The 23518-nt window shown below is 50.2% G+C and carries 20 protein-coding genes; 7 read left to right on the top strand and 13 right to left on the bottom strand.

The window, feature by feature from the left end:
- Nucleotides 1-146 precede the first annotated feature (146 nt).
- The gene (locus HCH_RS10220) at nt 147-1004 is read right to left on the bottom strand and encodes a UDP-2,3-diacylglucosamine diphosphatase (RefSeq protein WP_011396136.1); all 858 of its coding nucleotides are present in this window, start codon (nt 1002-1004) and stop codon (nt 147-149) included.
- A 441-nt stretch (nt 1005-1445) separates the two neighbouring features.
- Between HCH_RS10220 and HCH_RS32245 the strand changes: the two genes are divergently transcribed.
- On the top strand, nt 1446-3002 hold the full coding sequence (locus HCH_RS32245; RefSeq protein WP_011396135.1) for a response regulator: 1557 nt from the start codon (nt 1446-1448) through the stop codon (nt 3000-3002).
- A gap of 113 nt (nt 3003-3115) precedes the next feature.
- On the opposite strand, the gene asnS is transcribed toward HCH_RS32245, so the two are convergent.
- The gene (gene asnS / locus HCH_RS10210; RefSeq protein ID WP_011396134.1) at nt 3116-4513 is read right to left on the bottom strand and encodes an asparagine--tRNA ligase; all 1398 of its coding nucleotides are present in this window, start codon (nt 4511-4513) and stop codon (nt 3116-3118) included.
- Between the two features lie 225 nt (nt 4514-4738).
- Between asnS and cmoA the strand changes: the two genes are divergently transcribed.
- Complete coding sequence (gene cmoA, locus HCH_RS10205; RefSeq protein ID WP_011396133.1) at nt 4739-5485, top strand: carboxy-S-adenosyl-L-methionine synthase CmoA; 747 nt, start codon at nt 4739-4741, stop codon at nt 5483-5485.
- Complete coding sequence (gene cmoB, locus HCH_RS10200; protein ID WP_011396132.1) at nt 5482-6456, top strand: tRNA 5-methoxyuridine(34)/uridine 5-oxyacetic acid(34) synthase CmoB; 975 nt, start codon at nt 5482-5484, stop codon at nt 6454-6456. The genes cmoA and cmoB overlap by 4 nt, the downstream gene beginning before the upstream one ends.
- Nucleotides 6457-6646: 190 nt before the next feature.
- Here the strand turns inward: cmoB and HCH_RS10195 are convergent, their stop codons facing one another.
- The 7 genes from HCH_RS10195 to HCH_RS10165 form a co-directional block, all read right to left on the bottom strand.
- Nucleotides 6647-7636, bottom strand: a complete 990-nt coding sequence (locus HCH_RS10195; protein WP_011396131.1) for a glycosyltransferase family 2 protein — start codon at nt 7634-7636, stop codon at nt 6647-6649.
- A 35-nt stretch (nt 7637-7671) separates the two neighbouring features.
- On the bottom strand, nt 7672-8616 hold the full coding sequence (locus HCH_RS10190; RefSeq protein ID WP_041598558.1) for a glycosyltransferase family 2 protein: 945 nt from the start codon (nt 8614-8616) through the stop codon (nt 7672-7674).
- Nucleotides 8617-8629: 13 nt separating this feature from the next.
- Complete coding sequence (locus HCH_RS10185; protein WP_011396129.1) at nt 8630-9586, bottom strand: NAD-dependent epimerase/dehydratase family protein; 957 nt, start codon at nt 9584-9586, stop codon at nt 8630-8632.
- Nucleotides 9583-14424 carry a glycosyltransferase gene (locus tag HCH_RS32240; RefSeq protein WP_049780902.1) on the bottom strand — a complete coding sequence of 1614 codons (4842 nt, stop codon included), beginning with the start codon at nt 14422-14424 and terminating at the stop codon, nt 9583-9585. The genes HCH_RS10185 and HCH_RS32240 overlap by 4 nt, the downstream gene beginning before the upstream one ends.
- Nucleotides 14417-15874 carry an ABC transporter ATP-binding protein gene (locus tag HCH_RS10175; RefSeq protein WP_202945297.1) on the bottom strand — a complete coding sequence of 486 codons (1458 nt, stop codon included), beginning with the start codon at nt 15872-15874 and terminating at the stop codon, nt 14417-14419. Before HCH_RS10175 ends, HCH_RS32240 begins: the two co-directional genes overlap by 8 nt.
- A complete protein-coding gene (locus HCH_RS10170; protein ID WP_011396126.1) occupies nt 15828-16649 on the bottom strand; it encodes an ABC transporter permease in 822 nt (273 codons plus the stop codon). The genes HCH_RS10175 and HCH_RS10170 overlap by 47 nt, the downstream gene beginning before the upstream one ends.
- 338 nt (nt 16650-16987) lie before the next feature.
- On the bottom strand, nt 16988-17782 hold the full coding sequence (locus tag HCH_RS10165; protein ID WP_011396125.1) for a methyltransferase domain-containing protein: 795 nt from the start codon (nt 17780-17782) through the stop codon (nt 16988-16990).
- A 148-nt stretch (nt 17783-17930) separates the two neighbouring features.
- On the opposite strand from HCH_RS10165, the gene HCH_RS10160 reads away from it, so the two are divergent.
- Nucleotides 17931-18380, top strand: coding sequence for a CopD family protein (locus HCH_RS10160; protein ID WP_011396124.1), 450 nt, complete (start codon nt 17931-17933; stop codon nt 18378-18380).
- 2 nt (nt 18381-18382) lie between these two features.
- Here the strand turns inward: HCH_RS10160 and miaA are convergent, their stop codons facing one another.
- Entirely contained in the window at nt 18383-19294 is a 912-nt protein-coding gene (gene miaA, locus HCH_RS10155) for a tRNA (adenosine(37)-N6)-dimethylallyltransferase MiaA (RefSeq protein ID WP_011396123.1), read from the bottom strand.
- A gap of 99 nt (nt 19295-19393) precedes the next feature.
- On the opposite strand from miaA, the gene HCH_RS10150 reads away from it, so the two are divergent.
- Nucleotides 19394-19786 carry a DUF6455 family protein gene (locus tag HCH_RS10150; RefSeq protein WP_011396122.1) on the top strand — a complete coding sequence of 131 codons (393 nt, stop codon included), beginning with the start codon at nt 19394-19396 and terminating at the stop codon, nt 19784-19786.
- On the opposite strand, the gene HCH_RS10145 is transcribed toward HCH_RS10150, so the two are convergent.
- The 3 genes from HCH_RS10145 to HCH_RS10135 are packed head-to-tail and all read right to left on the bottom strand — an operon-like array spanning nt 19743 to nt 22262.
- A complete protein-coding gene (locus tag HCH_RS10145) occupies nt 19743-20597 on the bottom strand; it encodes an RluA family pseudouridine synthase (RefSeq protein WP_202945296.1) in 855 nt (284 codons plus the stop codon). The genes HCH_RS10150 and HCH_RS10145 overlap by 44 nt on opposite strands.
- Nucleotides 20598-20622: 25 nt before the next feature.
- Entirely contained in the window at nt 20623-21651 is a 1029-nt protein-coding gene (locus HCH_RS10140; protein ID WP_011396120.1) for a class I SAM-dependent methyltransferase, read from the bottom strand.
- Entirely contained in the window at nt 21648-22262 is a 615-nt protein-coding gene (locus HCH_RS10135) for a flavin reductase family protein (RefSeq protein WP_011396119.1), read from the bottom strand. Before HCH_RS10135 ends, HCH_RS10140 begins: the two co-directional genes overlap by 4 nt.
- Nucleotides 22263-22631: 369 nt before the next feature.
- On the opposite strand from HCH_RS10135, the gene HCH_RS10130 reads away from it, so the two are divergent.
- Together HCH_RS10130 and ccoM are read left to right on the top strand one after the other, a co-directional pair.
- Complete coding sequence (locus HCH_RS10130; RefSeq protein WP_011396118.1) at nt 22632-23249, top strand: chalcone isomerase family protein; 618 nt, start codon at nt 22632-22634, stop codon at nt 23247-23249.
- Nucleotides 23250-23385: 136 nt separating this feature from the next.
- Complete coding sequence (gene ccoM / locus HCH_RS35105; RefSeq protein WP_337998589.1) at nt 23386-23505, top strand: cytochrome c oxidase subunit CcoM; 120 nt, start codon at nt 23386-23388, stop codon at nt 23503-23505.
- The last annotated feature ends 13 nt before the right edge of the window (nt 23506-23518 follow it).

The following is a 23518-nucleotide window of genomic DNA, read 5'->3' as shown; positions in this document are numbered from 1 at the left end:
GATAGTAGACACGTTTTCGGGGAATTGGTTCAAGCCCGGCGACAGGACTGCGGCGTTATATTTCCGTAAGGAGCCAGCAGCCAACTGTTTGATTTGGCTGCTCATAATGGAAGAGACAGAAACCAGCCCAACGCCCACTCAGTCTGTCAGGCGGCCTCGGGCGCTTGCTTCTCAGTCATAGCGCAACAGACAGGGGCCGGAAACAACCCCGGAATGGGGTCATCGATCCAGGTCGGTTCAGCATCCGGCTCCACCGCCAGCCAACGCGGCTGTTCCGACCAATGCAGCAACCTTAATTGCCCCTGATGAGTTTCCACCAGTGCGGAACAATGCTCTACCCAGTCGCCGTCATTACAGTAGAGCCTGCCGTCTTTGCGACGAAAAGCCGCGTAGTGAATATGGCCGCAGATATAACCGTCCACTTCCAGGCTACGCGCCGCCTTCAGGGCTGCGTTTTCGTAGCGATGGATAAACTCCCGGGCGCGTCCCAGATGGGTCTTCAGGTATCCCGCCAGGGACCAGTATGGAAAGCCAAAAAGCCTGCGGGCGCGATTCAACCAGCTATTGAGCTTGAGCATCATGCCGTGGGCTTTATCCCCCACCAGCAACGCCAGCGGACTCAGTTGCACAATCTGGTCAAACTCGTCGCCATGGCTCACATGAAAGCGACGCCCGTCCGCAGTGCGGTGGACGCTGTTAAGCCGAATCTTCACGCCGGAGAAGGTCTGTCCCGCCATTTGCCGGAAAAAGTCATCATGGTTGCCGGGAATGTAGATGACCTCCATCCCTTCACGCGCTTTTCGCATGATCAGGCTGAGAATGGCCCGATGCGTCTCGGGAAAGTGGGCTTTGCGTCGCATTTCCAGCAGGTCGATGATATCGCCTACCAGATACAACCTGTCAGTTTTGATTTTGTTGAGAAAATCCAGCAAGTGCTCAGCCTGGCAGGCAGCCGAGCCCAAGTGCGCATCTGAGATAAAAACGGCTCTTAGGGAATCTTGCATCCGGATGTCCTTTTTTACGATTAAGCCCCTGCGGCGTAATTATCTATTTTTCCAGCAAACGCAACACATTGATTTGAATATGCAAATACAACGCTGAAACAATAGAAAAATTAACTTTAATCATCTTTAGCCGCGATGCTAGAAAGGCTATATGACGCTAAGGTGACCAAATGACGAAAGTTACATTAAACAGATCAAAAAACATGCTGTTACAATATCTAACCTTATGATTTTTGATAGGAAAGTCTTATTTGATATATCTTTGTCGCACCTTAGTGTTTGTTGAGGCTCCGGCAACGCTGTTTAGACGCCCGAAAAAGCCTGTGGCAGGGCGTTCAGAGGATGCAGAAACCTCAACAAACCCTATACTAGGATTTTGCCGGCTAGCTTCAAGAATGTGCTAGATTTATCGATGTATCTTAAATTGCAAAAGGTTCCGCAATGTCGCTGCAAACTGCACTGGTGGTAGATGACTCCAAACTGGCGCGTATTACATTACAAAGACTGTTAGAGAAGCATAATTTGCAGGTTCAACTTGCAGAATCCGGGGTACACGCTCTGGAAATGCTGAAAACCAATCTGCCCGATATCATATTTATGGACCATCTGATGCCTGAGTTGGACGGCTTCGAAGCCACCAAGAAAATCAAGGCGGACCCTCAGACCTCCCATATTCCCGTTATCATGTGCACCGGGAAAGAAGGAAAAGATAATTACGATGCGGAAGCCCGCGCTATCGGCGCGTCGGGTACGCTGTTCAAGCCGCCGCAAGCGGAAAAGTTAGCCATGGTGATTGAGTCCGCGCGCAGCGGAACCCTCACCTCCGTCTCCGTCCCTCAGGAAGCGGAACCTGTGGCGGAAGTGACGGAGGAAGTCTCTGCAGAGATTATCGTCCCCACCCCAACGCCGGAATACACACCACCGCAACCTCAGCAAGCCGTGGTGTCCGCTTCCGACTGGGAAATCCTGGTGGATCGTCTCGACAAACTGGAAAAAAACAGCCGCGACTTCCCTTCCTTCGACGGTTTCGAAAGCCGCCTGAGAGAAAACGAGAGCGAACTGACCTCTCTGCGTCAGGATATCCAGCAGTTGCGCGAGCAGCCTTCTGAAGCGCCGGAGCAGCCCCTGCCTGACTTCAGCGCCATGGCGGAGCAATTGCGCGAAGAACTGATGCCAGGACTGGAAAAGCGCGTGCAACAGGTTCTGGAAGCGCATATCGAAAGCATTGAGCCTGCCGAGGCCCCCTCCGCCCCGGCGATTGACGAAGTACAACTCGCCGCCACGATAACCCGTGATGTAGAGCAGACCCTCACACCGTTGCTGGACGCCGAGCTGAAAAGTCTAGAAGACCGTTTACTCGGCTCCATCGACGACGCAGTCAGCGAATCTCGTCGCGACCTGGACGTACAGCTAAGAGAAACGGTCAACGATCTTGAGATGAGAGCCAAGCCCGTGCCGGAAGCGCCCGACCTGGACGACCTCATCGAGCGCATCCGCCCTCAGGTGATGGATATCGCCACCCACTCCGCCACCGCCACCATGGACAACAATGTGGAAGACAGGCTCAGCGCCTGGGAAGCGGAGCTGCAGTCCGCCAAGGAAGAGCTCAAGCGCACCCTGATCGAGCGCACTTCCAGAGACGAACCTGCGCCCAGCCTGAACATAGAAGACATTCTCAACGACAAGAAGCTGCATACCCTGATCGAGGGGACGGTGGAAGAGTTGCTGCGTGGGCAAATCAGCAAGCAGGGACAGGACTTGGTGCAACAGATCGCCAAAGCCCTGCGTGAGCAAATGGCGGAAAAACAAAGCGAGATCGACGCCATGGCTGTGCGGGTAGAGCAACTGGAACGCCAGAAAACTACGCTGGCGACGCAGCTCAACAACCTGCAAAACGTCAAACCGCCAAAAAGCGGCGGCGCAGCGGCCATGGCTATTGGCGGCGTCGCGGTAGTACTGGCGATTGTGTCTCTGCTGAAAGGCTTCGGCGTATTTTAAGCCCGGCGCAAATATGATGCAGGCAGGGAAACCAGGGACTCGGCTTGTCCCTTCCCATAAAAAGGCCCGATGGAATCGGGCCTTTTTTGTTGACTGACGTCCAGGTCAGGGTTCTAGAACTGGGCGTTGTCCGGCGTTCTTGGGAACGGGATGACATCGCGCACGTTTTCCATGCCGGTCACGTAGGCGATCAGGCGCTCGAAGCCCAGACCAAAACCGGCGTGGGGTACGCTGCCGTAGCGACGCAGATCGCGATACCACCACAGTTCCTCTTTGTGATGCATATCGCCAATGCGCGCGTCCAAGACATCCAGACGGTCTTCGCGCTGGCTGCCGCCGATGATTTCACCGATACCCGGCGCCAGAACATCCATGGCGGCAACGGTCTTATCATCGTCGTTCAGGCGCATGTAGAACGCTTTGATTTCCTTAGGATAGTTCATCACGATCACTGGCGCGCCCACATGGGTTTCCGCCAGATAGCGTTCATGCTCGGATTGCAGATCCAGCCCCCACTGCACCGGGTATTCGAATTTCTTGCCGCAGTTCTGCAGAATCTTGATGGCCTCAGAGTAGTCGATACGCACAAATTCCTTGTCGACCATATTCTCCAGACGCGAAACCACGTCAGGATTGATGCGTTCGGCGAAGAACGCCATGTCGTCGCTGCGCTCGTCCAGCACCACCTTGAACATGTGCTTGAGGAAGCGCTCCGCCAGGTCGGCATCATCATTCAAGTCGGCGAAGGCGATCTCCGGCTCGATCATCCAGAACTCCGCCAAGTGACGGCTGGTGTTGGAGTTTTCCGCACGGAACGTAGGCCCGAAGGTGTACACCTTGGACATCGCCAGACAGTAGGCTTCTACGTTCAACTGACCAGACACGGTCAGGAACGTCTCTTTACCGAAGAAGTCTTTGCTGTAGTCAATCTTGCCGCTGTCCGTCTTGGGCAGGTTGGCCATGTCCAGCGTGCTGACGCGAAACAGCTCGCCGGCGCCTTCACAGTCGCTGGCGGTCAGGATCGGCGTATTGATCCATTGAAAGCCTTGCTCATAGAAGAAATGGTGCACAGCGTGAGACAGCGTCGTACGCACACGTGTTACGGCGCCGAACGCGTTAGTGCGGGGACGCAAGTGAGCGACGCCGCGCAGGAATTCAAAGGTATGTCTTTTCTTGGCGACCGGATAAGTTTCCGGATCATCCACCAGGCCGACCAATTCCACTGAAGTCGCCTGAATCTCACAGGATTGTCCTTGCCCGGGCGACTCTACCAGGGTGCCGGTGACGATTAGGGAGCAGCCGGTCGTCAAACGCAGAACGTCAGCGTCGTAATTGGGCAGCTCTTTCGCGACAACCGCCTGAATCGCGTCAAAGCAGGAGCCGTCATGAACGTGGATAAAAGAGACGCCCGCCTTGGAGTCCCTTCTTGACCTTACCCAGCCTTTGACGGTCACTTCGCTGCCGATCTCCGCTTTGTTCTTGAGTAAGTCTGAAATGGCGTAATGAGTCATAAACCTGCCCGCTATCCTCTCTATCTTTTCAATAAATGCTTCTCAAATTTTTTGGCCAATGGCGCACAACCGCCAATTAAAGATGGGTTAAGACGCAAAGTCTAGCGTTCTCTTGCGGTTTGAGCGCCTTATGCGCCAGTCATCAAAGCTCAGACCGCGCCAGGCGACTGGACCCTGTATGGGCCGGGGCGGTAAAATGCGCGCCCTGACAGGAGCGAGCGGAAAATGAGCGACAGCAAAGACCAAATCTACCAAGACGCCAAAGGCGCCGTCGGCGCTTTCGAATTTGATGAGCGGGTGGCGCACGTATTCACGGATATGATTAACCGTTCGGTGCCTGGGTACGCCATGATGCTGGAAATGATCGGCGTTATTTCCCGGCGCTACGCCCAGGCGGGCGCCCATTGCTACGATCTGGGTTGCTCGCTGGGCGCCTCCACCCTCGCTATCCGCAGCAATCTGAAACATTTCAATGAATCCGACAACAAGCCCAAGGTGATCGGCGTCGACAACTCCGCCGCCATGGTGGAGCGTTGTCGGGTGAACATGGAGCGGATGCCCAGCGTCATTCCCACAGAAATACTGTGTCAGGATATTCTAAGCACGCCCATCGAAAACGCCTCCATCGCTGTCATGAACTTCACGCTGCAGTTCATTCCTTTGGCGCAACGGGAAGATCTGCTGCATCGCATCGCAGTCAATATGAAACCCGGCGGGGCGATGGTGCTGTCCGAGAAAATCGAGTTCGCCGACACGGATAAGCAGCATACCCTGTTCGATCTTCATCATGACTTCAAACGTTCTCGGGGCTACAGTGACCTGGAAATCGCGCAAAAACGCAGCGCCCTGGAGAACGTCCTGGTGCCGGAAACCATCGAGGCGCATATTGAGCGTCTGCAACGAGCCGGCTTCAGCCAAGCTTACTTATGGTTCCAATGTTTTAACTTCGTTTCTTTTCTGGCTATAAAATGATCCGTTTCGACGACTTCCTGGCTCACGCCGACAAAAACCGTCTGCAGCGCTTTATCCCCGACTTCGAGCGCGTGTTGGATGAGCGTTATTACTCTCGCACCCATGGCGACTATGAAGGCTGGTGGAACGCCCTGCAGCAGTTGCCTACAGCGCAGGCGAGCCAAATACAGTTCGACGTCGACACATTGATGATCGGCGCAGAAGGAGACCTTGATCCAGAAGAGCAGGAGTCGCTCATCAAAGGATTACGCGGCCTGCATCCCTGGCGCAAAGGCCCCTTCAATTTTTTTGGAAATCACATCGACACAGAGTGGCGCTCTGACTGGAAATGGACGCGCGTCGCCCCGCATTTAAGCCCATTGAAAGGTCGCTTTGTGCTGGATGTCGGCTGCGGCAGCGGCTACCACTGCTGGCGCATGCTGGGTGAAGGCGCGCAGTTCGTCCTCGGCGTGGACCCTTCGCCCAAGTTTCTGTTCCAGTTCCACTGCGTTAAAAAATACGCGCCCACCGCGCCAGTTTATTACCTGCCGCTACGCTCAGAAGACCTGCCGCCCAACATGGACGCCTTCGACACCGTCTTCTCCATGGGCGTGCTGTACCACCGTCGTTCTCCGTTCGACCATATAGATGAGCTGAAAGCGGCCCTGCGACCAGGCGGAGAACTGGTGCTGGAAACACTGATCGTTCCCGGCGACGAAAACACCGTCCTGACCCCGCTGGATCGCTACGCGCAAATGCGCAATGTCTGGTTTATCGGCAGCTCACTGGCCACCAAACGCTGGCTGGAGCGCTGCGGCTTCGAAGACGTCCGTATTGTGGATGAGGGCGTCACCTCACTGGATGAACAACGCCAGACGGACTGGATGACCTTCCAGTCTCTCAAGGACTTTCTCGACCCCGAGGATTTCAGCAGAACAGTGGAAGGCTACCCCGCTCCAGCTCGCGCGGTTTTGGTGGCCCGGAAGCCTTAATTTTTTAAGAATGATGCCCAATTGACAGTATCCAAGGCAGAACTCTCAATTGTCTACTGTAGAAACCGCCAATGACGTCAGAGGAGCCTCGGAGAGAAGTGTTATTAGGATCTGCTTCTAAATGCCTCATGTGGATTGCAAAAACATTTAAAAGATATCCTAGCTGAATGCTTTTCGAGCTATAATTTATTTAGTCAGCACTCCTTTTTAACTTAGCAGGAAGAAGCTTGTTTAAGCTGGGCGAGCGCTTATTCAGAGACCTCCAGACATCAGCTACTTTAGCAACTCGACCGGACTGAATATCCCTTCTCTTCTCAAAGGCCCTAGGCGCCCCTTTTATTGCGTGCCATTTAGCCCTAAGAATAACTCTTCCCTGCCCTCTTAAAATAAATAGCAACACCGTCGCTAAGTTCATCAAAATATGCAACGGTAAAAGCAGCCAGAATAAATAAGATGGCATGTTTTTTATAAAGGTCCACACTAAGTTTCGGTGACCATGATAAACAGAGAAGTCGCTTCTCTGTCCACCTGTGGTTGCCGATCCAACATGATAAACCACCGCACTCGGAACATACATTGACTTATAACCAGCCAAACGCAGACGAAACCCTATGTCTACGTCCTCAACATAGCAAAAATAATCTTCGTCAAACCCTCCGATATCAAGCAATGCCTTCCTTCGATACAATGCCGCTGCAGCGCATGGTGAAAAAATTTCTCTTGTAACCAGATCATTGGGTTGCTGCTTCGCGCCATGTCGATCACGCCAAACTAATCCACTGACATGGTAACTATCGCCAACCCCATCCAGTATCAAGTTGGCGTCGCTACAAAGCTGGCGAGATCCAAATGCGCCTACGTCAGGATTTTCACTCGCCGCAATGAGCAGCATCTCAAGCCAATCAGGTTCTGGGAAAGCATCAGGGTTTAACAGTGCAACAAACTCCGTATCCACACCTGATAGCGCTAAATTATTGCCGCCTGCAAAGCCAAGGTTTTCGTTAAGCAGAAGCACATCGACATTAGAAAATGCTCTTGCAATGTCCTGAGAGCCATCAACACTAGCATTATCAACTACAATAATTTTATCTGAACGAACAGTCTGCGCTTCCAAGTGCTTAAGACATTCGTCAAGTAAAGCTCCGCTATTGTAATTAACAATGATGGTCGTAACAGTCATTGAGATTCTGTATATCCATTAGTAAACAAAGCGCCCTATACATTTATATAGCGGATAAACTCAGCTCTTAATTCCTCACGATTCAACAGTACTTCTTCCGGTGAAAAATTTTCTATTTTCTGATGCGCCGCAATGTACTGCATAAGCATCCAAAAAACTTTATCATTACCCTGCAAATTTATTGAGTTAGCCATCAGGTCAAGACCATGAGAGAATCGTTCCAATTCAGTAGACTGCAATAGTAATTCGCCTGAAAAGTTCTTTAGATGAACTGCAAAAATCCAACAGATTTCAAACAGCATCCACGCACGATTTGATGAAATAGTGTTTGTAGAGTGAATCCTATATTTCAAAAGAGGCTTTTCCAGAAGCTCACATCGAAATTTCAGAGCAACCCTTAATAAAAAATCCCAGTCATGTGCGAATCGTAGATTACGCATACCACCGACTGCCTCATATACCTTGCGAGAAAAGACTACATTGCTCGTTGTAGACACGAAGTTAGAAAACAGCAAATTTAACTTAAAGTCATCCGCCCCAATAAGTCGTGCATCCGGCTTTTTAATGGTCCAGGGCAGCATATTCCGCCACCCTTCTTTAACACCAAGCACCTTACTTTTGTTGTCTATTATCTCAATCCATGTTGCTACTAAATCTGCGCCTTGCTGCAGCCTTTCTACACACTCAGAAAGCCTTTCCCTATGAAAGATGTCATCGGAGTTTAGAATTGCAAGATAGTCGCCTTTTGCTAGAGACAATCCTTTGTTAATAGCATTATGAGCCCCCGCATTTTCCTGCTCTATTAATGTATATCGAGGGTCATCCACACTGCGTAAGTAGTCGAGTGATGCATCGCTGGAGCCATCATCAATGACGATCAACTCCAAGTTGGTATAAGATTGAGAGAGAACACTTTCCACTGCCTCCCTGATATAATGGGCATGGTTATAGCTGGGTATAACAACTGATACAAGGCTCATAGCTATTACATTCTCACATTAATTTAAAATTCTTTAGCCACATTAAGGTTTCGCGCAAACCATCACGAAGCTCGATACTTGGAGAGAAGTTCGTGTCGCGGCGTAGCTTATCATTCGATAATACGTTGTATGGCACATCTACACCTCGAGGAGGAGTGTATTGACACTGCAAACTGTAACCATCGTCTTCTAATATTGGAGTTATATACTCATTTAACAAAGTGTGCAGTGCGACGCCGTTAGATGTTCCAATATTGTATGCTTCACCAAGTTTGCCAAACCTGAGTATGGCAACTAGCGCATCAGCCAGATCGCGGGCGTGTATGTAATCTCGAACAACCGACCCGTCACCAAAAATATTCAATACTTCCCCCTTCAGGGCAGAAGCAAATGCAGTTGCAACAAAGCCCTGGCCACGAAACGGCTTCTGTCCAGGCCCATATGCATTACCGGGACGCGCAACAATAAAGGGTAAATTTTTCTGAACATTATAGAGAAACCCAATATTCTCTATAATCAGCTTAGAAGTTCCGTATAAAGAAATCGGCTTTGTAGATGAGCTTTCGGCAATAGGCTGACGGCTCAACTGATTTCCATAAACAGTGCCACCAGAAGATACAAATAAAAATTTCCCAATTTTCTTCGAGCAACACATATCCATAAGTTGCATTGCAGGTCGGACATTACGCTCAAACTCAACATCCATGCTGCACTCTTGATTAAGAATCATTGTGTCATGAACAAGATGCACAATAGAGTCGATTTCTTCAAGTATACTTTCTAGGAAGCCCGGGTCCTTGTAATCTCCCTCAACGTATTCAACTCCGTCTTGTCTCACTTCAGAAGCAGGCAAAAACATGTCTGCAACTCTTACAGTCATTCCAGCAGAGCGACAAGCTTGTGTCAGATGCTGCCCTATAAAGCCCATACCGCCGAGTATCAAAACGCGGGAGACGTTTGGCGCATTCATACTGTTACACCTTGCTTCTTGTATTGACTAATCGCCCCATTCCAACAATCAACATACTGCTTTGCTATATTCGAGCTGGAAAAACGATCAAGTATATCCTGTTCTCGAGCCTTCAATTCCATCTGATATTTCTGATGGTTTCTAAGCCAACTTTCGAATTCAGAGTTTATATCAATATCTGATAAATTTACCGAAATCACGCCACCGCCATAGTATTCACTCACTACATCTGCAATATCGCCTACATCAGTTGCAAACGCAGGAACTCCCATTGCCAATGCTTCAATCATCGCTATTGGCAGCCCCTCATACGCTGAGGTAAATATAATTCCGTCAGTCACGGCATGGAGTTCAAGTGTATTTTCAACATATGGTATTCGTTTTACATTCTTTAGTTCATTTTTCTCAATAAATGCATTAGCTTCATCAGCGAGTTCGCCATCACCGACCAGCACAAAATACTCATCCTGATTATCGCAACGTAGTTTTGCCAGTTTTAGGAACTCAAGAGGTCTTTTCTGCTGCGTAAGCCGTGCTACAAACGTAAATATCCTCTTCCCTTGGGGAAGCCCAAATTTTTCTCTCAGCGCAACCTCATCAGGCTGCGACTGCTTAAACTGCTGAATACGAAAAGTATCAACAGCAGAGTAAATTAAATGCGTCTGCTTTGGATCAATTCCAAAATCTTCACGGAAGCGTCGCTCAATCTTCTTATTAACAGCAATAAAATGGTCAAAAGACCTGATGCCAGGTTCACCGTAACGGGTAATCCACCCTTGCTCAACATCATATACTTCCTGATCAATAATCGGCACATCGCGAAATACACGACGAATAGAAGACGCATTATCACAAAACCAAGGGGAGCCATTGCAAACCCAAACCAGTTCAGGTTTCAAACTCGTCTTTAATCGAGCCAAAACGCGCAAATAGTCTTCATGGCGTACAATCTCAGCCATTTCAATCACTTGAGCCGCAACGTCCATAGCCTGAGCTGCCAAGCTGCCTTGCTCTGGACGCAATCTCTCCATCGTTATCACGATAAACTCAAATTGGCGATTCAGCTTCCTCATTATCTCAACGGTATTACGCTCTACGCCGCCTACCGCTAAAAAAATGGGGAATACAAAGATAACTGGCTTTGTATTTACACGTGGCGGCAAATACTGGGACTCGTATCGTGTCAAGCCGCACGAAGGTTTAACCTGACTGGAAAAGAAGCCATCCGCATCTACTTCAATATGGCTGCATTCAAGCGCTTCACTAATACGTGCTTCAGCAGCATTGCTCCTTGTCGGTAATAATCGAAGTATTTTTCCCCGCAACGGAGCCTGATTAAGTTTATTTTCAAAAACTGCATGAGCGATATCACGCGAGAAGATCATATGATCACGCAGGTTTCCAATACAGATGCTCCCATCTAACGTAAGTGAGTTAGAAATTATTGATAGATCTAAACCGTTCTCTATAAGCGCCACATAAGCAGAGTACAAATGGTCAGGGCAGGAAATAGCAGAGGAAGACATTGGCCAAAAGAATATTGTAGCTTCAGCAGCCGACGGCATGATGGGGTTGCTGCCGAGATCACTCTCTTCGATAAGAGACAGCATCCCATTCTGCAACAATTCGTACACTTTTGCAGTATCGCCAAAGGTGCGACGGAAAGTCTCTACCAAGCTCTTTGTCTCCGAGCCAAGCGAGTCAACTACAAGAGCTGGAATGGCCTTAACAACAGTGGCGACATCAGTATTAACGGCATTTACCTTATCGCCAACCTTATTTTCACTGATTAGCTGTCTTGCTCGATGGATTAAGTATCTTGGATTGTTTAAAAGATGATAAACCGCCCTTGACGCCAATTGCCTGACTCTTTCCATTTTACTAACCAGAGTCACCTGCGACTCTAACAGCAACTGGGCCTGCATTAATTCATCAAACAGCCGGCGCTGCTTTGAACCATAGTGGAGATCTCTTTCGCTTCTTGTATTAAGCGCCTCACACAGATTGTAAAGTTCAGCCGAAGACAAACCATCTGGTTCCTTTACACTCTTCTCAAGCTTATCCCAATAATCTGATCCGCCCCCCGGGAAGTGCGCTTCCATCGCAATCGCCAAAGAATTAGGATAGTCACCCAGCTTTTGAATGACTCCATATTCGTACATTGCCCGAAATAGATGCACATACAAAGTGCTCAAGCATTTACGAATGCCCATGGAAATATCATCAGGAGTGGCCGCAATAAGCTCTTCGTAGTACTCACATCTACTGACAAGCGCATCCAACCTCTGTTGCCACATCTCTTGAGAGTATTGCGATGTGCGATTCTTACGCGCTTTTTTCTCAAGTGACGCAACTCCCAATAGCATATCAATACCCGAGTGCATTCTTGCAAATACCACGGCCATTTTCCCTGCTGAAATTTGGCGTTTACAGAACTTCGACGTCACATAGGGATGATAATGATCGCCTTTTGCTCGCGTGGTATAAAATAACTTGAGCCCGCGTTTAGCCAGCCGATAACCTAACTCGATGTCTTCGAATCCATACTCGTCAAATCGCTCGTCAAAAATTACATCTTCTTCAAGAAGAAAACGTCTATCAACGCAGATATTACAGGTATAAAAGTGCCGAAAATCAGTAAAATCGTTGTCCTTAAGGCGATTATAACTAAACTGCTCATTTCCAATTTCTGTAATATGATGCATCAGATGATTAACATCGAGGTCTTGGTGCCAATCGACAACACCTAGCGTGGCGACTTTAGGTCCAAGCTGCTCGCATATTTCAGCATGAATATTAAGAATTTGAGGATCAGGGAAGATATCATCTCCGATGATAAGCAACTTATCACCTGAAGCAGCTCTAATTGCAGCATTTCGCGCACTTGAAGCCCCTCCATGCGCATTACGCAGCACTTTTAACGGCAGACCATTCACTGTCTCAAGAAATTCGACAGAACCATCAGATGAACCATCATCAGAGAAAATAATCTCATACGGGAACATTGTCACTGCATTTACTTCGCGCCATGCAGCAATAATTTCAGGCAGGAGCTTACCTCTGTTATAAGTTGGAATAATTACGCTTATTAGAAGTGAGTCAGTAGAAGTCGACAGTCCGGCTAAATTACGAGTACCTTCATTCGAAATAGGCGCCAAATTTTCTTCAGGTCGATCCCAGTCCATATCAAACAGTGAATTAGGGTGACGCCCTTCGGAGCATCCATGCAGCCAGTAATGAACCAGAGGAGGCATGTCTAAGCCTGCAATATCGGGATAGCGAGTTCGATAGTATTCACTGTCAAAATATGGTCCTGGCTGCCTACTCTCTTTCCAGCCTATCGCCAAATAGTGTTTAAGAGGATTAACGCCTTTTTCAGCCACATCTGGATAGTTCTTTAGGTACCATTCAGAGTCAAATAGAGGAGACCGCATTAGCTTCCAATACCAGTAAAGCAACTTACTACGGCTTTCCAGTCTACTCAAAACCACTTTTCCAATCCTCTTATCTTTTTCGGCAAATACAGACAGCCTATGCTCAACTTGAGTAATGATATGCTGTAGGTTACTAATAGTTTGTTTATGTTCATGAGCAGCCTTGGTGAATACGGCCATCTTTTCATCTTGATCAAGAATGACCTGACCAAGGGAGCTGATCTTAGCTAATTTCTCTGTTACAACTTGGTTTAAGCGGCATATTTCCGAATCACGCTCTCCAATCTCTTGCTTGAGCGACAGGGTTTCCATATCTCGCTCACCAATTTCCCGTTTGAGCGACAGCACCTCCAAACCCAGACCTTTAATTTCTTGCTTGAGCGACAGCACCTCCAAATCCAGATCTTTAATTTCTTGCTTGAGCGATAGTGCCTCCAAATCCAGATCTTTAATTTCTTGCTTGAGCGATAGTGCCTCCAAATCTCGCACGTTTATCTCTTGCTTAAGCTCTACTATTTCCTGTTCACGATCCTGAATAACCAAGGCAAGCGTTGAAGATGAATAAGACGCCACTTTCCCAAGCACACTACACATCAAACGCTTATCGCTTACCTGATGTATTTCATAAATTTCTGGGGCAAGCAGATCTAAACGTCCCAACTCTTCCCATGTGTTCCTATCGAGAGCAACAACAGTGGCGCTTTTAACTCCCGGGTCGTCAAGATTTCTAGAGGCGCTTAAACCTACGAAAATTTTATCATCAGTGACACATATTCCTCGTGTATAGCCTCCCAGAAGCTTCGAACGCATCAATTCCCCAGCGCTACTATATTCGGCTATCTCTTTCTTTTCTGAGTTCGCCAGCAATAAATTTCCATTTAAAGGCGTCAGACTGTGAGGTTGAGAGAGTCCTTTTATTAGATACTTACCACTAAGCAAGTCCTTTACATAGCCTGCCTCTTTGGTTTTTCCCTTATATTCACGATGTTGCTTAAAATCGCCAAACGCAGAAAAAACGACTCTTTCATTCCAAAAACCAAGGCAGTTAATGTGAAGTGAGTCCACTTCTCCATCAAAAGTCCACCTATCCACTTCTATAGAATCGCTATTAATTTTAATTACTTCATTACCAGATGTGCCTACAAAATACACATAGTCGCCAGCTATCAACACATCATGTATGTCGTCAGCTGTAGCTGTCATAACGCTGGATTCAGGGTCAGACTTCTTATGGCAATGCACCACTACAGAGGAGGGCTGCAGGCCTCTGGCGATTCTTTCGCTACTTACAGCAAGCCCCGTTGCACTAAAATCATCCAGCTTATGAATAACGCCCTCATGAATAAGGAACAGCCCTCCTTGATTCGGGCACGTGACAAGTAGGTTATTGAACAAATCATTCATCAATACTTACCAAGGGGGTGCAGCAAAAATCAACGATTTCGGTTGCAGTACTAGACGTTTCCGGCAATACACGAAATGCAATCGCATCAATTTTTCTATGTAGAAAAGTTTCTTCCTGGCCACAAACCGCCAATACTCCAGCATTCATGAAGTAAACCCCAGGATTTAAGTAGCAATGAAAGGTAAACTCAACCGATACGACTTTCCCTTGCGGAATAAACGGAATAGATTCAGCAAGAGATGGAGCAGAAATAGAGCCCCCGAGCTCTAGTCCTGACGTCGTTTTTAGCAACATACCAAAACGAACATTTGAAGCGGCGACATCGAACCTTACACTATAGCAATACCGGTACTTCCTGCCGCGGACCAAGCCATTTACCGGCTCGCCATTTAGAGTCAAAATTTTCAATGATTCGATTGTAGCGCCGCGTGATTCGTATTCAATCGTACTAACAGGTTTCAAATGCGGATCAAAATTTTCTTGGAGGCGCTCATATTCCTTTTCCTGCATTTTGTTGTTTTGAGACAAACCTGCCACATCATCCACTCGCTCAGACATAATCTCATTAGCCTGAAGCAACTGGTTACGAATGCTCTCCCGCTTATCCTCTGGCGCATAGAGCAGTTTCTGGTAACTCCCTATAATCTGCTTGGGTTTACCGACCGCAAGCCTCTCCCCAGAGTCCATAAGTACTGCTCTGTCGCACAACTCTACAACTGTGCCGCCAGAGTGAGAAACAAACAGAATTGTAGCGCCGCTATCACGAATAGCTTCAATTCGTGAGAAACACTTTCGCTGGAAAAGCTCGTCACCAACAGATAGTGCTTCATCAATAACGAGGATTTCCGGATCAACATTAATAGCAACAGCAAATGCAAGTCGAACAACCATGCCGCTGGAATAAGTCTTAACTGGCTGGTCTATAAACTGTCCGATATCAGCAAATGCCGCGATATCATCAAACCGCTCATCAACTTCGCTTTGGCTTAGACCTAGAACGGCTGCATTGAGATATACATTTTCCCGACCAGTAAACTCTGGATTAAACCCCGCTCCCAACTCCAAAAGCGCTGCAATACGACCGTTTATTTCTACAGTCCCCTCTGTCGGCGACAGTGTGCCGCAGATTATTTGCAGCAAAGTAGACTTACCCGAACCATTGCGTCCGACAATCCCTACCGTTTCGCCCCTCTTTATATTAAATGAAACGTCTCTGAGGGCCCAAAATTCGCGGTAGTAGCGCTCTGGCGGTTGCCTTGTAAAACGTTTTAGCCTCGGGATAACAAATTGTTTAAGTCTATCTCGAGGAGACTCATATATTTGATAGCACTTACTAAGGTTTCGAATACAAATAGCCGTGTCATCAGCCTTAAGCTCATCGTTTGAAACAGTACTGTTACTACTAAAGGACATCTGAAAAGCCTCTTCTTGTCTTTTGAAACCAAGCATATCCGGCCCAAGCCAAGACTATCGCGACAAGTGAGTAGATACCCAGCCCAATCCAATCGGGCATACGCCCCCAAATAAGAACGTCTCGTGATTGTTCAATAATAAATGTCAGGGGGTTTAACATAATTAAAGAATGATATTTTTGAGGTAACGCATCAATGGGAAAGAATACGGGAGAGAGGAATAGCAGAACTGTAGTTATTATGGCAATCGTCTGCCCCACATCCCTAATAAAAACACCGATAGAAGCCAATATCCAAGCTCCCCCAAGAATAAGCATAACAAATGGCAGGAAAATGACAGGTAAAAATATAGCTGTCCAGTGAATGAAGCCATTAAAAATAACAAATGCTATTAGTAACACAAGCAAACTAATTAAGGTATGAAATAACGCCGCAAACAAGCAAACCACTGGTAAGACTTCAATAGGAAATACCACTTTTTTTACAAAGTTTACATTACCCAAAATCAACCCTGGGGCTCGGTTGATCACTTCAGCAAATACGCCATGAACAATCAGGCCCACGAAAAGTACTATTGCAAACTGGGATTTACTTTCCTCACCGCCAACTCCCCATTTGGCCTTGAATATTACTGAAAAAACAAACGTATAAACGACCAACATCAAAATTGGGTTAAAAAAAGACCAAGCAAGCCCTAGAAAAGAGCCCCTATACCGACCAATAACTTCTCTTTTAGTCATTTGCCGAATTAGTTGCCAATTACGACTGATCGATAAAATCAGCCCAGCTATAGAAGAAGAGTACTGAAGCATTTAAATTAAGAACTTCCAGAATAAGTTGTCATATGGACATAATTTGAAGGCGGTTTTCACCAAAAGCCCTTTTAGTGAAGGCTGCATTGGGTAGATACTCATGGGGAGTCCCGACAGGCTTCCTTCTACTCTACACCAAACATTTGCTGGTTAACTCCACTAGGGCGCGTAATCAAGCCACGCAAGAGATTTTGCCGGATGCGGCGAGATTATATACACCGGAGGAAAAATTTCCAGCTTTACGGGCCTTTTGCAAAGTGTAAACGACGGACTACCCTTGACGCCCACAGGCAGTACACAACTCCTTGCTGGGACCATTTCAAATTTATTAACCATTTCTAATCCTTCTGATACAACACATGAATATACCGCCCCAGGGAGAGGTACGGCTCTTTCTGGGAGTGCATGCGCTCCATTTCCAGTACGTCTTCATAGCTGCGTTCCCGGGCTACGGGTTTTTGCATGAAGTCGTAAAAAGTGCGGATGCCCCGTTTGCATATCAGGCGCATGTCCGCCTGGGCCAGCCAATTGTAGACTTCATCCGGGTCTAATGGATTCTGAGGCGTCAGGCCGCCTTTACGGTAGTACCAGTTGTTCTTCTTAAGCTTGCGGAAGTTCCCTTGCAGCAGATTGCGGTAAATCAGGCCGTTGCGATTATAAAATGCCAGGGACAGCACCCCGCCGGGTCGAAGTTTGCTGAGCGCCAGCTCCAGCGCGGGGCGGGGGTCGTCCATCCACTCCAGCACCGCGTGGATGATTATTAGGTCATAAGGTCCCTGGAGTTGCGGCAGAACGTCCTGCATCGGGCCTTCACGCCACTCTTCGCAGGCCAGCGCCGATCCAAGGGACTCCAGATTAGCGCGGGCCGCCGTCAGCATCTCGGCGGACAGATCGGTCAGAGTCAGGCGATGTCCCGCTTGCGCCAGTCGTCCACTGATCATCGCCGCGCCGCAGCCGATGTCCAAAATCCGCCACGCGCCCTCTCCCAATCGTTCCGCCAGATGAGCGTCCAGGTCCTCGTTGATCAGGTCCAGTCGCAGGCGCCCTTTGGGGGTGCCGTAAATATTGTTCTGGAAGCGCTCTTTCAGTTCGTCGAAGTTATGCCCCGGGGAACCCTTTGAATCTTCTTGCATTTTTGGGAACTTACTGTTGAATCGAGGTTGATGTTGACGCGTATAATACCACTACTGCGCACAAAGCCCTCGACAGGTTATTGAAAAGCCTTCGAAAAAACGTCGCCGCAATATCAATAGATCCAATGTAACAAGGATACGCTTCGCCATGCTTTTGCTACTTAAACTACTTCATGTTCTAGCGGCCCTGGGCTGGGTCGGCGGTATGTTTTTCGCCTATTTCATTCTGCGCCCTACCGCAGCGGAGCAATTGCAGCCGCCTCAGCGTCTGCCGCTGTGGTCGGAAGTGCTGACTCGCTTTTTCAGATGGGTGTGGATCGCCGTGCTGACGCTCTGGGGCTCCGGCTTGGGCATGCTCGCGCTATGGGGCGGCAAACCGCCCCTGTACGTTCACATCATGCTGGGCGGCGCGTTAGCGATGACGCTCATTTTCATTGGGGTGTTTTTCTTTCCCTTTCGCAAGCTGAAGACCTGCACCCTGGAAAAGACCTGGAGCGAAGCCGGCGCCGCGCTAAACCAGGTGCGACAGGCGGTGCTGGCCAACCTGTGCCTGGGGCTCATCGTCATCTGCGTCGCGGTTGGCAAGTGGCCGTATTGATGTTATCGCCGCAATAGCGCCAAGGCGTTATCCAATGGCGCGTCGTCCGCTTCCAGCCAATGGATGGCGACGCCCTGACGCTCCATACGACGGAACCATTTCACTTGCTGGCGGGCGAAGAGGTATATCGCAGAAGCAAGCTTTTGCATCATGTCATTGCGGTTCAGCTGCTCCTGCAGATACAGCGCGACGTAGCGGTACTCTAATCCCAGCTCATCCAACTGCCGCCAACTCAGCCCCTCCGCCCGAAGACTTTCCACTTCTTCAATCAAACCTTCGTCCAGACGAGTTTCCAGACGTTCGCGAATGCGGGCGCGCAATCGGTCATTATCGCAGTGCAACCCGATCACGACAGGGTCGATACTGATCTGCACACTGGGACTGTCTTCATTCAGCTCTGCGTAGGCAATCTCAATCGCTCGCAGCGTGCGCTCGCGGTCCTGCGTGTCAGTGGTGTTGTGCAAGGGCCTCAATGAAGCCAGCAGCGCATTCAGCCGCTCTTGATCATGATGTTTGAGCCGTTCCCGCAGCAGCGGGTCGACAGGCGCCTCGACAAGTCGATAGCCGCGCAGAATCGCATCCAGATACAACCCGGAACCACCGGCGATAATTGGGCGCTTCTCTCTCGCATCCAGATCATCGAGTGTCCGCTGCATGGCGCCAAGGTAGTCAAACAGACTGAACGGAGCCCCCGGATCAACAATGTCGATCAGGTGATAAGGGGTGTCGCCGTAATCCTGCAAATCCTTGCCGGTTCCAATATCCATGCCCCGAAACACCTGCCGGGAATCCGCAGACACCACTTCTCCCGCAAAGGCGCGAGCCAACGCCACTGCGAGCCGGGTTTTACCGCAGGCGGTAGGGCCAAGCACCACGACGGGCCTGGCGTTGGGATTGTCGTTAGCGATACTCATTTGTGACTCTTTTCTTGATTTCGGACAGCCTTCCGCGTCGGGAAGCAATCTAATCTATGCTTATATCAGAACCCATTTATCTGAGCACGGAGTATGGCAATGATGAAAGTAACCATTATCTGGATGGCCGTCGCCGCTGTATTTATGCTGCCAACCATGATGGTGCTGGCGTTTATTTTTCGCAATTCACGCACAGCGGACCTGTATTACAACGGGCTTGCCAACCGGGTGGAGCAGGAACGTCTGGGTCAGATGCTGAAACAGCAGGGCGTCGACACCACGCATTATGTTAGGGGCTCGTCTTCCGTTGAAGTGTTCAAGGCGATTCAGAACTGTCGCAACTGTTCCGAGAAAGCCCACTGTGGCGAACATCTGCAACGGGAGAACGCCACCCCGGGCGTTCCCGACTTCTGCCCTAACCAGGACGCCATTATCGCCCAAGCGCCAGTCAGCGCTGACGACTCCAGGCCGGAAGCAACGCCTCCGGCATAACCACCCGCATGGCGCGGCGGCGCATGGGACAGGTAAACGCCAGTTCCGTCGCCGCCAGCATCAAACCGTCTTCATGCTTGTTGCCTGAGCCATAACGCGGATCGCCCAGTAAGGGATACCCTAAATCCGCGAAGTGACGTCGAATCTGATGCTTGCGTCCCGTGATCAGTTTGACCCGCACCAGACTGGAGTCCGTCGCGTCGTCATAATGCTGAACCTGGTAATAGCTCAACGCTGATTTGCCGTCCACAGGGAAGTCGATTTCCCCCTGCTCTTGCGCCAGACGCCCTTTTACCCGCGCCAGATAGAACTTATCCAGCGCATTATCCTGCAGCAGCGCGCCAAACCGCCCCGCCGCCGCTTTATTATGGGCGATGATCACCAAGCCCATGGCCTCGCGATCCAGGCGATGCAGCAGGAACACCTGCCGCTTGCTTTGAAAGTGCAGCTCCGCCATGCGCAGCAGGCTGCAATGGTCGCCCCATTCGGAGCCCTGCGTGAGCAGCCCAGCGGGCTTGCACCAGATGGAGTAGGCGTCATGATCCGCCACCAATGTGGGCTGCGGACTGTTGAGAGCGAGAATCTGAGGATCGTAATTCAGCTCCAGCACGTCGCCGACCGCCAATGGGGATTTGGCTCTGCGCAGGCGCTTCTGCGGCTTGCCGCCGCGCTTCCACCAGACCGCGCCCTTCAGCATGGCGTCTTTGACCTTCTGCTTCGACAAGCCGGTCTGCGCAGCCAGCCAGGTAGAGGCATCCGCCACCGTCTCGCCAACAATCAACTTACGACGCCAGCGACTTTGGGGATCCACTTCCCCGCTCCCGGAGCGCCACACATTATCTGACGGCATGGTACACCTTGAATCGGCTGTTCTCGAACAGAACCCGCACCGGCCCGACATGGGCCTCGATCCAATCCGGGTACGGCAGGAAGCGGTTCGCCACCAGGGTTAATGAGCCGCCAGGTTTCAGCACGCGCGCGCAGTCACGCAGAAATTGCTGGGTGACGCGAGTATCCTGTTTCACGCCTTGATGGAAAGGCGGGTTGGTAATAATAGCGTCCACGCCGGGCTGTACTTCAGCAAGACCATCGGAAGCGTATACGTTCAGCTCCACGCCATTGGCTTCAGCGGTGCGCGCTGCGCTCTTGAGCGCCAGCAGATTGATATCCGTCAGCTCAACAGACGCTTTGGGATAGCGTTTCTTCAAAGTCGCCCCAATGACGCCGCAGCCGCAACCAAAGTCCAGAAGGCGCCGCCCGTGCAACTCCGGCAGAGATTGCAACAGCACCTCTGTACCTTCATCCAGACGGCCTGCGCTGAATACGCCTGGCAAAGTGAAAAGCTGCAGTGTATCCACCTTCTCCTGCGCAAGTTCGTAGGCGCGCCAGAAGTCGTTCTGCTTGGGCTTCCAGTCAGCCGGCGGCGTCAAACTCCAGACTTGGCAATGGCGCGCCGAGTCCACCTTAGTGGCGTCCCAGTCTTCTTTCGCCAGACGCTTGGCGGCGCTTTCCACGCCTTCCCGCTTTTCGCCTACCAGCCAGATATGCTGTGCGTGTTTCAGTGCTGGCGCGACGACGGACAACATCAGGTCCAGCAGTTCTCTGGCCTTAGGCATGAACAGGGCGATCTGATCCCATTGCGCGTCCGCAGGCAACGCCAGATCCGTGAATAACCACTCTTCCGCTACGGCGCCCCGGCAGGCGTTCACCGCCGTGTGATCCCAACTCAGAACGCTGACCTCAACACCCGTTTGGCGCAGTTCCGCCGCAATAGCGTCTGCGGGCGGCGAGCACAATAATATTCGACCGCTCAACTGACCACGTTGGCGTAAAAAAGCCTGGCTTGGATTGCTTAACTGACTCATGCGGGCCTCGGAATACTGATGACTTCACCCAGTGTGGCGTATTCATCCGCCCCCAGACGAGACAGCGGGTTCACCTGCATCGCATCCACTTTGAGTCGACCTTTGGCGTCCGTGGTCATGACGCTATCGTCCACGAACAGTTTTTCGATATTAAGCAGCACCATCGCCTGAGGCACGCTGCCCAGCTCCACCACTTCCTGCACCCGGCATCCAAACGCCAGACGACACTGCGCCAAGCGGCCCAGCTCGAAGCCTTCAAAGTCCACCAATGACAAGTTAAGCCCTTGCAGCTCGGATTCGCCGTAAGGCAGAGTCCGGGACGAGTCCGTCACCGCCTGCGCCAATTCGCGACCGGCGATATGCACGGTGCAGGGCGCGCCAACCTGCAAGTTGCTGCGCGTATCCTTCAGCTCTCCGCTGGTTTTTTTACCGATGGAAATAGCAATGGTGGGAGGCGCGCTGGAAATCGCCGTGAAATAGGAAAACGGCGCCAGATTCATGCCGCCGTCCTCATTGCGGGTCAGCGCCCATGCGATGGGACGTGGGATGATAGTCTGCGTCATCCAATGATAGATCTTGGTCGCTTCTAGTTGCTGGAAGTCAATATACATGAGGGACTCTGTCGCGTTGCGGTGGCTTGAAGTTGCTAAAGCCCGCTATTTTAAGCCCGCCCGCCTCTTTTTTCTAACCTTTACGAAGAGTTGGGGAAATAATCACGCCCCAGAAAAGGACTATATAAAATGACCTATTGAAGCAGATGAAAATGTGATCAGCATCCACTCAATCTTTGTATCATTGTGTAACACTGCTCAACATTCAGTCAGAATCTCCCAGACAGCCATGTCTTGAGAGTCGTGACGCGATAAAAACAATAACGTCCATCAACCTGTTGCGCCAGGAATCCATAAAGTTATAACAAACCCTGGCGCCGGGATCTGTATGCATGCTGTCCACAGACCCCAGGGCAAAGAGGCGCCACAATGAGCAACCCCCTAACGCTATCGTCGATGCTGTTTATCGTCTTGTTGAGCCTGACTGCGCCGTCCTTTGCGGTGACGCTGCAAGGCGTGGAAGTTCCTGAAACCCTGCCGCCGGAGGGCGATCGCCCTTCTCTTTCCTTGAATGGAGCCGCTACGCGCCGCTTTTTGGTCTTTGTCGATGTTTATGTCGGCGCGCTGTATGTGGAGCAAACGACTCACGAAGCGCCAGCTCTGTTAGCCGATGAAGGATACCGGCGTATGGAGTTCACCATGCTGCGGGACGTGCGCGGCCGCAAAATCGCTGACGCCTTTTACGAAGGCATGCGCCTGAACATCAGCAAGCAGCAGGCGGAAGACATCCGCGGAGAAATCGAGCAAATGGTGCATATGTTCGACCAGAAGCTGAAAAAGGGAGACACAGCGGTTGTGGAATATATTCCTGGCGTCGGCGCTCAAGTCTGGTTGGACGGACGCGATCGCGGCGTTATTCCCGGCAAGAAGCTGTTTGACGCCATTCTTTCCATCTGGATTGGCGACTACCCTGTCAGTCAGGACTTCAAAGCCGGGATTCTGGGGGCGCCGCAACAGTCGGCGAGTCGAACCACTGAGCGGAATTGACCCCGGTCAATATAAGCGTTACCAGAGGTGTGGCGGCTGAGAGAGGTTGACCTGAATCAAACTCGCTATGGCGAACCCTCTCCATAATCCAACGAAAGATCACGTTATCACCGATCAATTAAGTTGGAGATGCATTATGTACATCGACGAAACCATCATCGCGGGATTACTGGTAGTGGGTATGACCATCGCATTCTTCGGCGGCGTCTATGTCGTACTGAAAAAAGAAAACGACAAGCACCGGAAACATCACTGATCACAGGCCTCGT

Source organism: Hahella chejuensis KCTC 2396, from assembly GCF_000012985.1.
In the GTDB taxonomy this organism is placed as follows: domain Bacteria; phylum Pseudomonadota; class Gammaproteobacteria; order Pseudomonadales; family Oleiphilaceae; genus Hahella; species Hahella chejuensis.
Note: the sequence above shows the minus strand (reverse complement) of the source record. Positions and strands in the feature narration are given on the sequence as shown.

Excerpts from the sequence above, each read along its gene's own strand:
- HCH_RS10220 (WP_011396136.1), bottom strand. The coding sequence starts at position 1,004 with ATGCAAGATTCCCTAAGAGCCGTTTTTATCTCAGATGCGCACTTGGGC.
- HCH_RS32245 (WP_011396135.1), top strand. The coding sequence starts at position 1,446 with ATGTCGCTGCAAACTGCACTGGTGGTAGATGACTCCAAACTGGCGCGT.
- asnS (WP_011396134.1), bottom strand. The coding sequence starts at position 4,513 with ATGACTCATTACGCCATTTCAGACTTACTCAAGAACAAAGCGGAGATC.
- cmoA (WP_011396133.1), top strand. The coding sequence starts at position 4,739 with ATGAGCGACAGCAAAGACCAAATCTACCAAGACGCCAAAGGCGCCGTC.
- cmoB (WP_011396132.1), top strand. The coding sequence starts at position 5,482 with ATGATCCGTTTCGACGACTTCCTGGCTCACGCCGACAAAAACCGTCTG.
- HCH_RS10195 (WP_011396131.1), bottom strand. The coding sequence starts at position 7,636 with ATGACTGTTACGACCATCATTGTTAATTACAATAGCGGAGCTTTACTT.
- HCH_RS10190 (WP_041598558.1), bottom strand. The coding sequence starts at position 8,616 with ATGAGCCTTGTATCAGTTGTTATACCCAGCTATAACCATGCCCATTAT.
- HCH_RS10185 (WP_011396129.1), bottom strand. The coding sequence starts at position 9,586 with ATGAATGCGCCAAACGTCTCCCGCGTTTTGATACTCGGCGGTATGGGC.
- HCH_RS32240 (WP_049780902.1), bottom strand. The coding sequence starts at position 14,424 with ATGAATGATTTGTTCAATAACCTACTTGTCACGTGCCCGAATCAAGGA.
- HCH_RS10175 (WP_202945297.1), bottom strand. The coding sequence starts at position 15,874 with ATGCTTGGTTTCAAAAGACAAGAAGAGGCTTTTCAGATGTCCTTTAGT.
- HCH_RS10170 (WP_011396126.1), bottom strand. The coding sequence starts at position 16,649 with ATGCTTCAGTACTCTTCTTCTATAGCTGGGCTGATTTTATCGATCAGT.
- HCH_RS10165 (WP_011396125.1), bottom strand. The coding sequence starts at position 17,782 with ATGCAAGAAGATTCAAAGGGTTCCCCGGGGCATAACTTCGACGAACTG.
- HCH_RS10160 (WP_011396124.1), top strand. The coding sequence starts at position 17,931 with ATGCTTTTGCTACTTAAACTACTTCATGTTCTAGCGGCCCTGGGCTGG.
- miaA (WP_011396123.1), bottom strand. The coding sequence starts at position 19,294 with ATGAGTATCGCTAACGACAATCCCAACGCCAGGCCCGTCGTGGTGCTT.
- HCH_RS10150 (WP_011396122.1), top strand. The coding sequence starts at position 19,394 with ATGATGAAAGTAACCATTATCTGGATGGCCGTCGCCGCTGTATTTATG.
- HCH_RS10140 (WP_011396120.1), bottom strand. The coding sequence starts at position 21,651 with ATGAGTCAGTTAAGCAATCCAAGCCAGGCTTTTTTACGCCAACGTGGT.
- HCH_RS10135 (WP_011396119.1), bottom strand. The coding sequence starts at position 22,262 with ATGTATATTGACTTCCAGCAACTAGAAGCGACCAAGATCTATCATTGG.
- HCH_RS10130 (WP_011396118.1), top strand. The coding sequence starts at position 22,632 with ATGAGCAACCCCCTAACGCTATCGTCGATGCTGTTTATCGTCTTGTTG.
- ccoM (WP_337998589.1), top strand. The coding sequence starts at position 23,386 with ATGTACATCGACGAAACCATCATCGCGGGATTACTGGTAGTGGGTATG.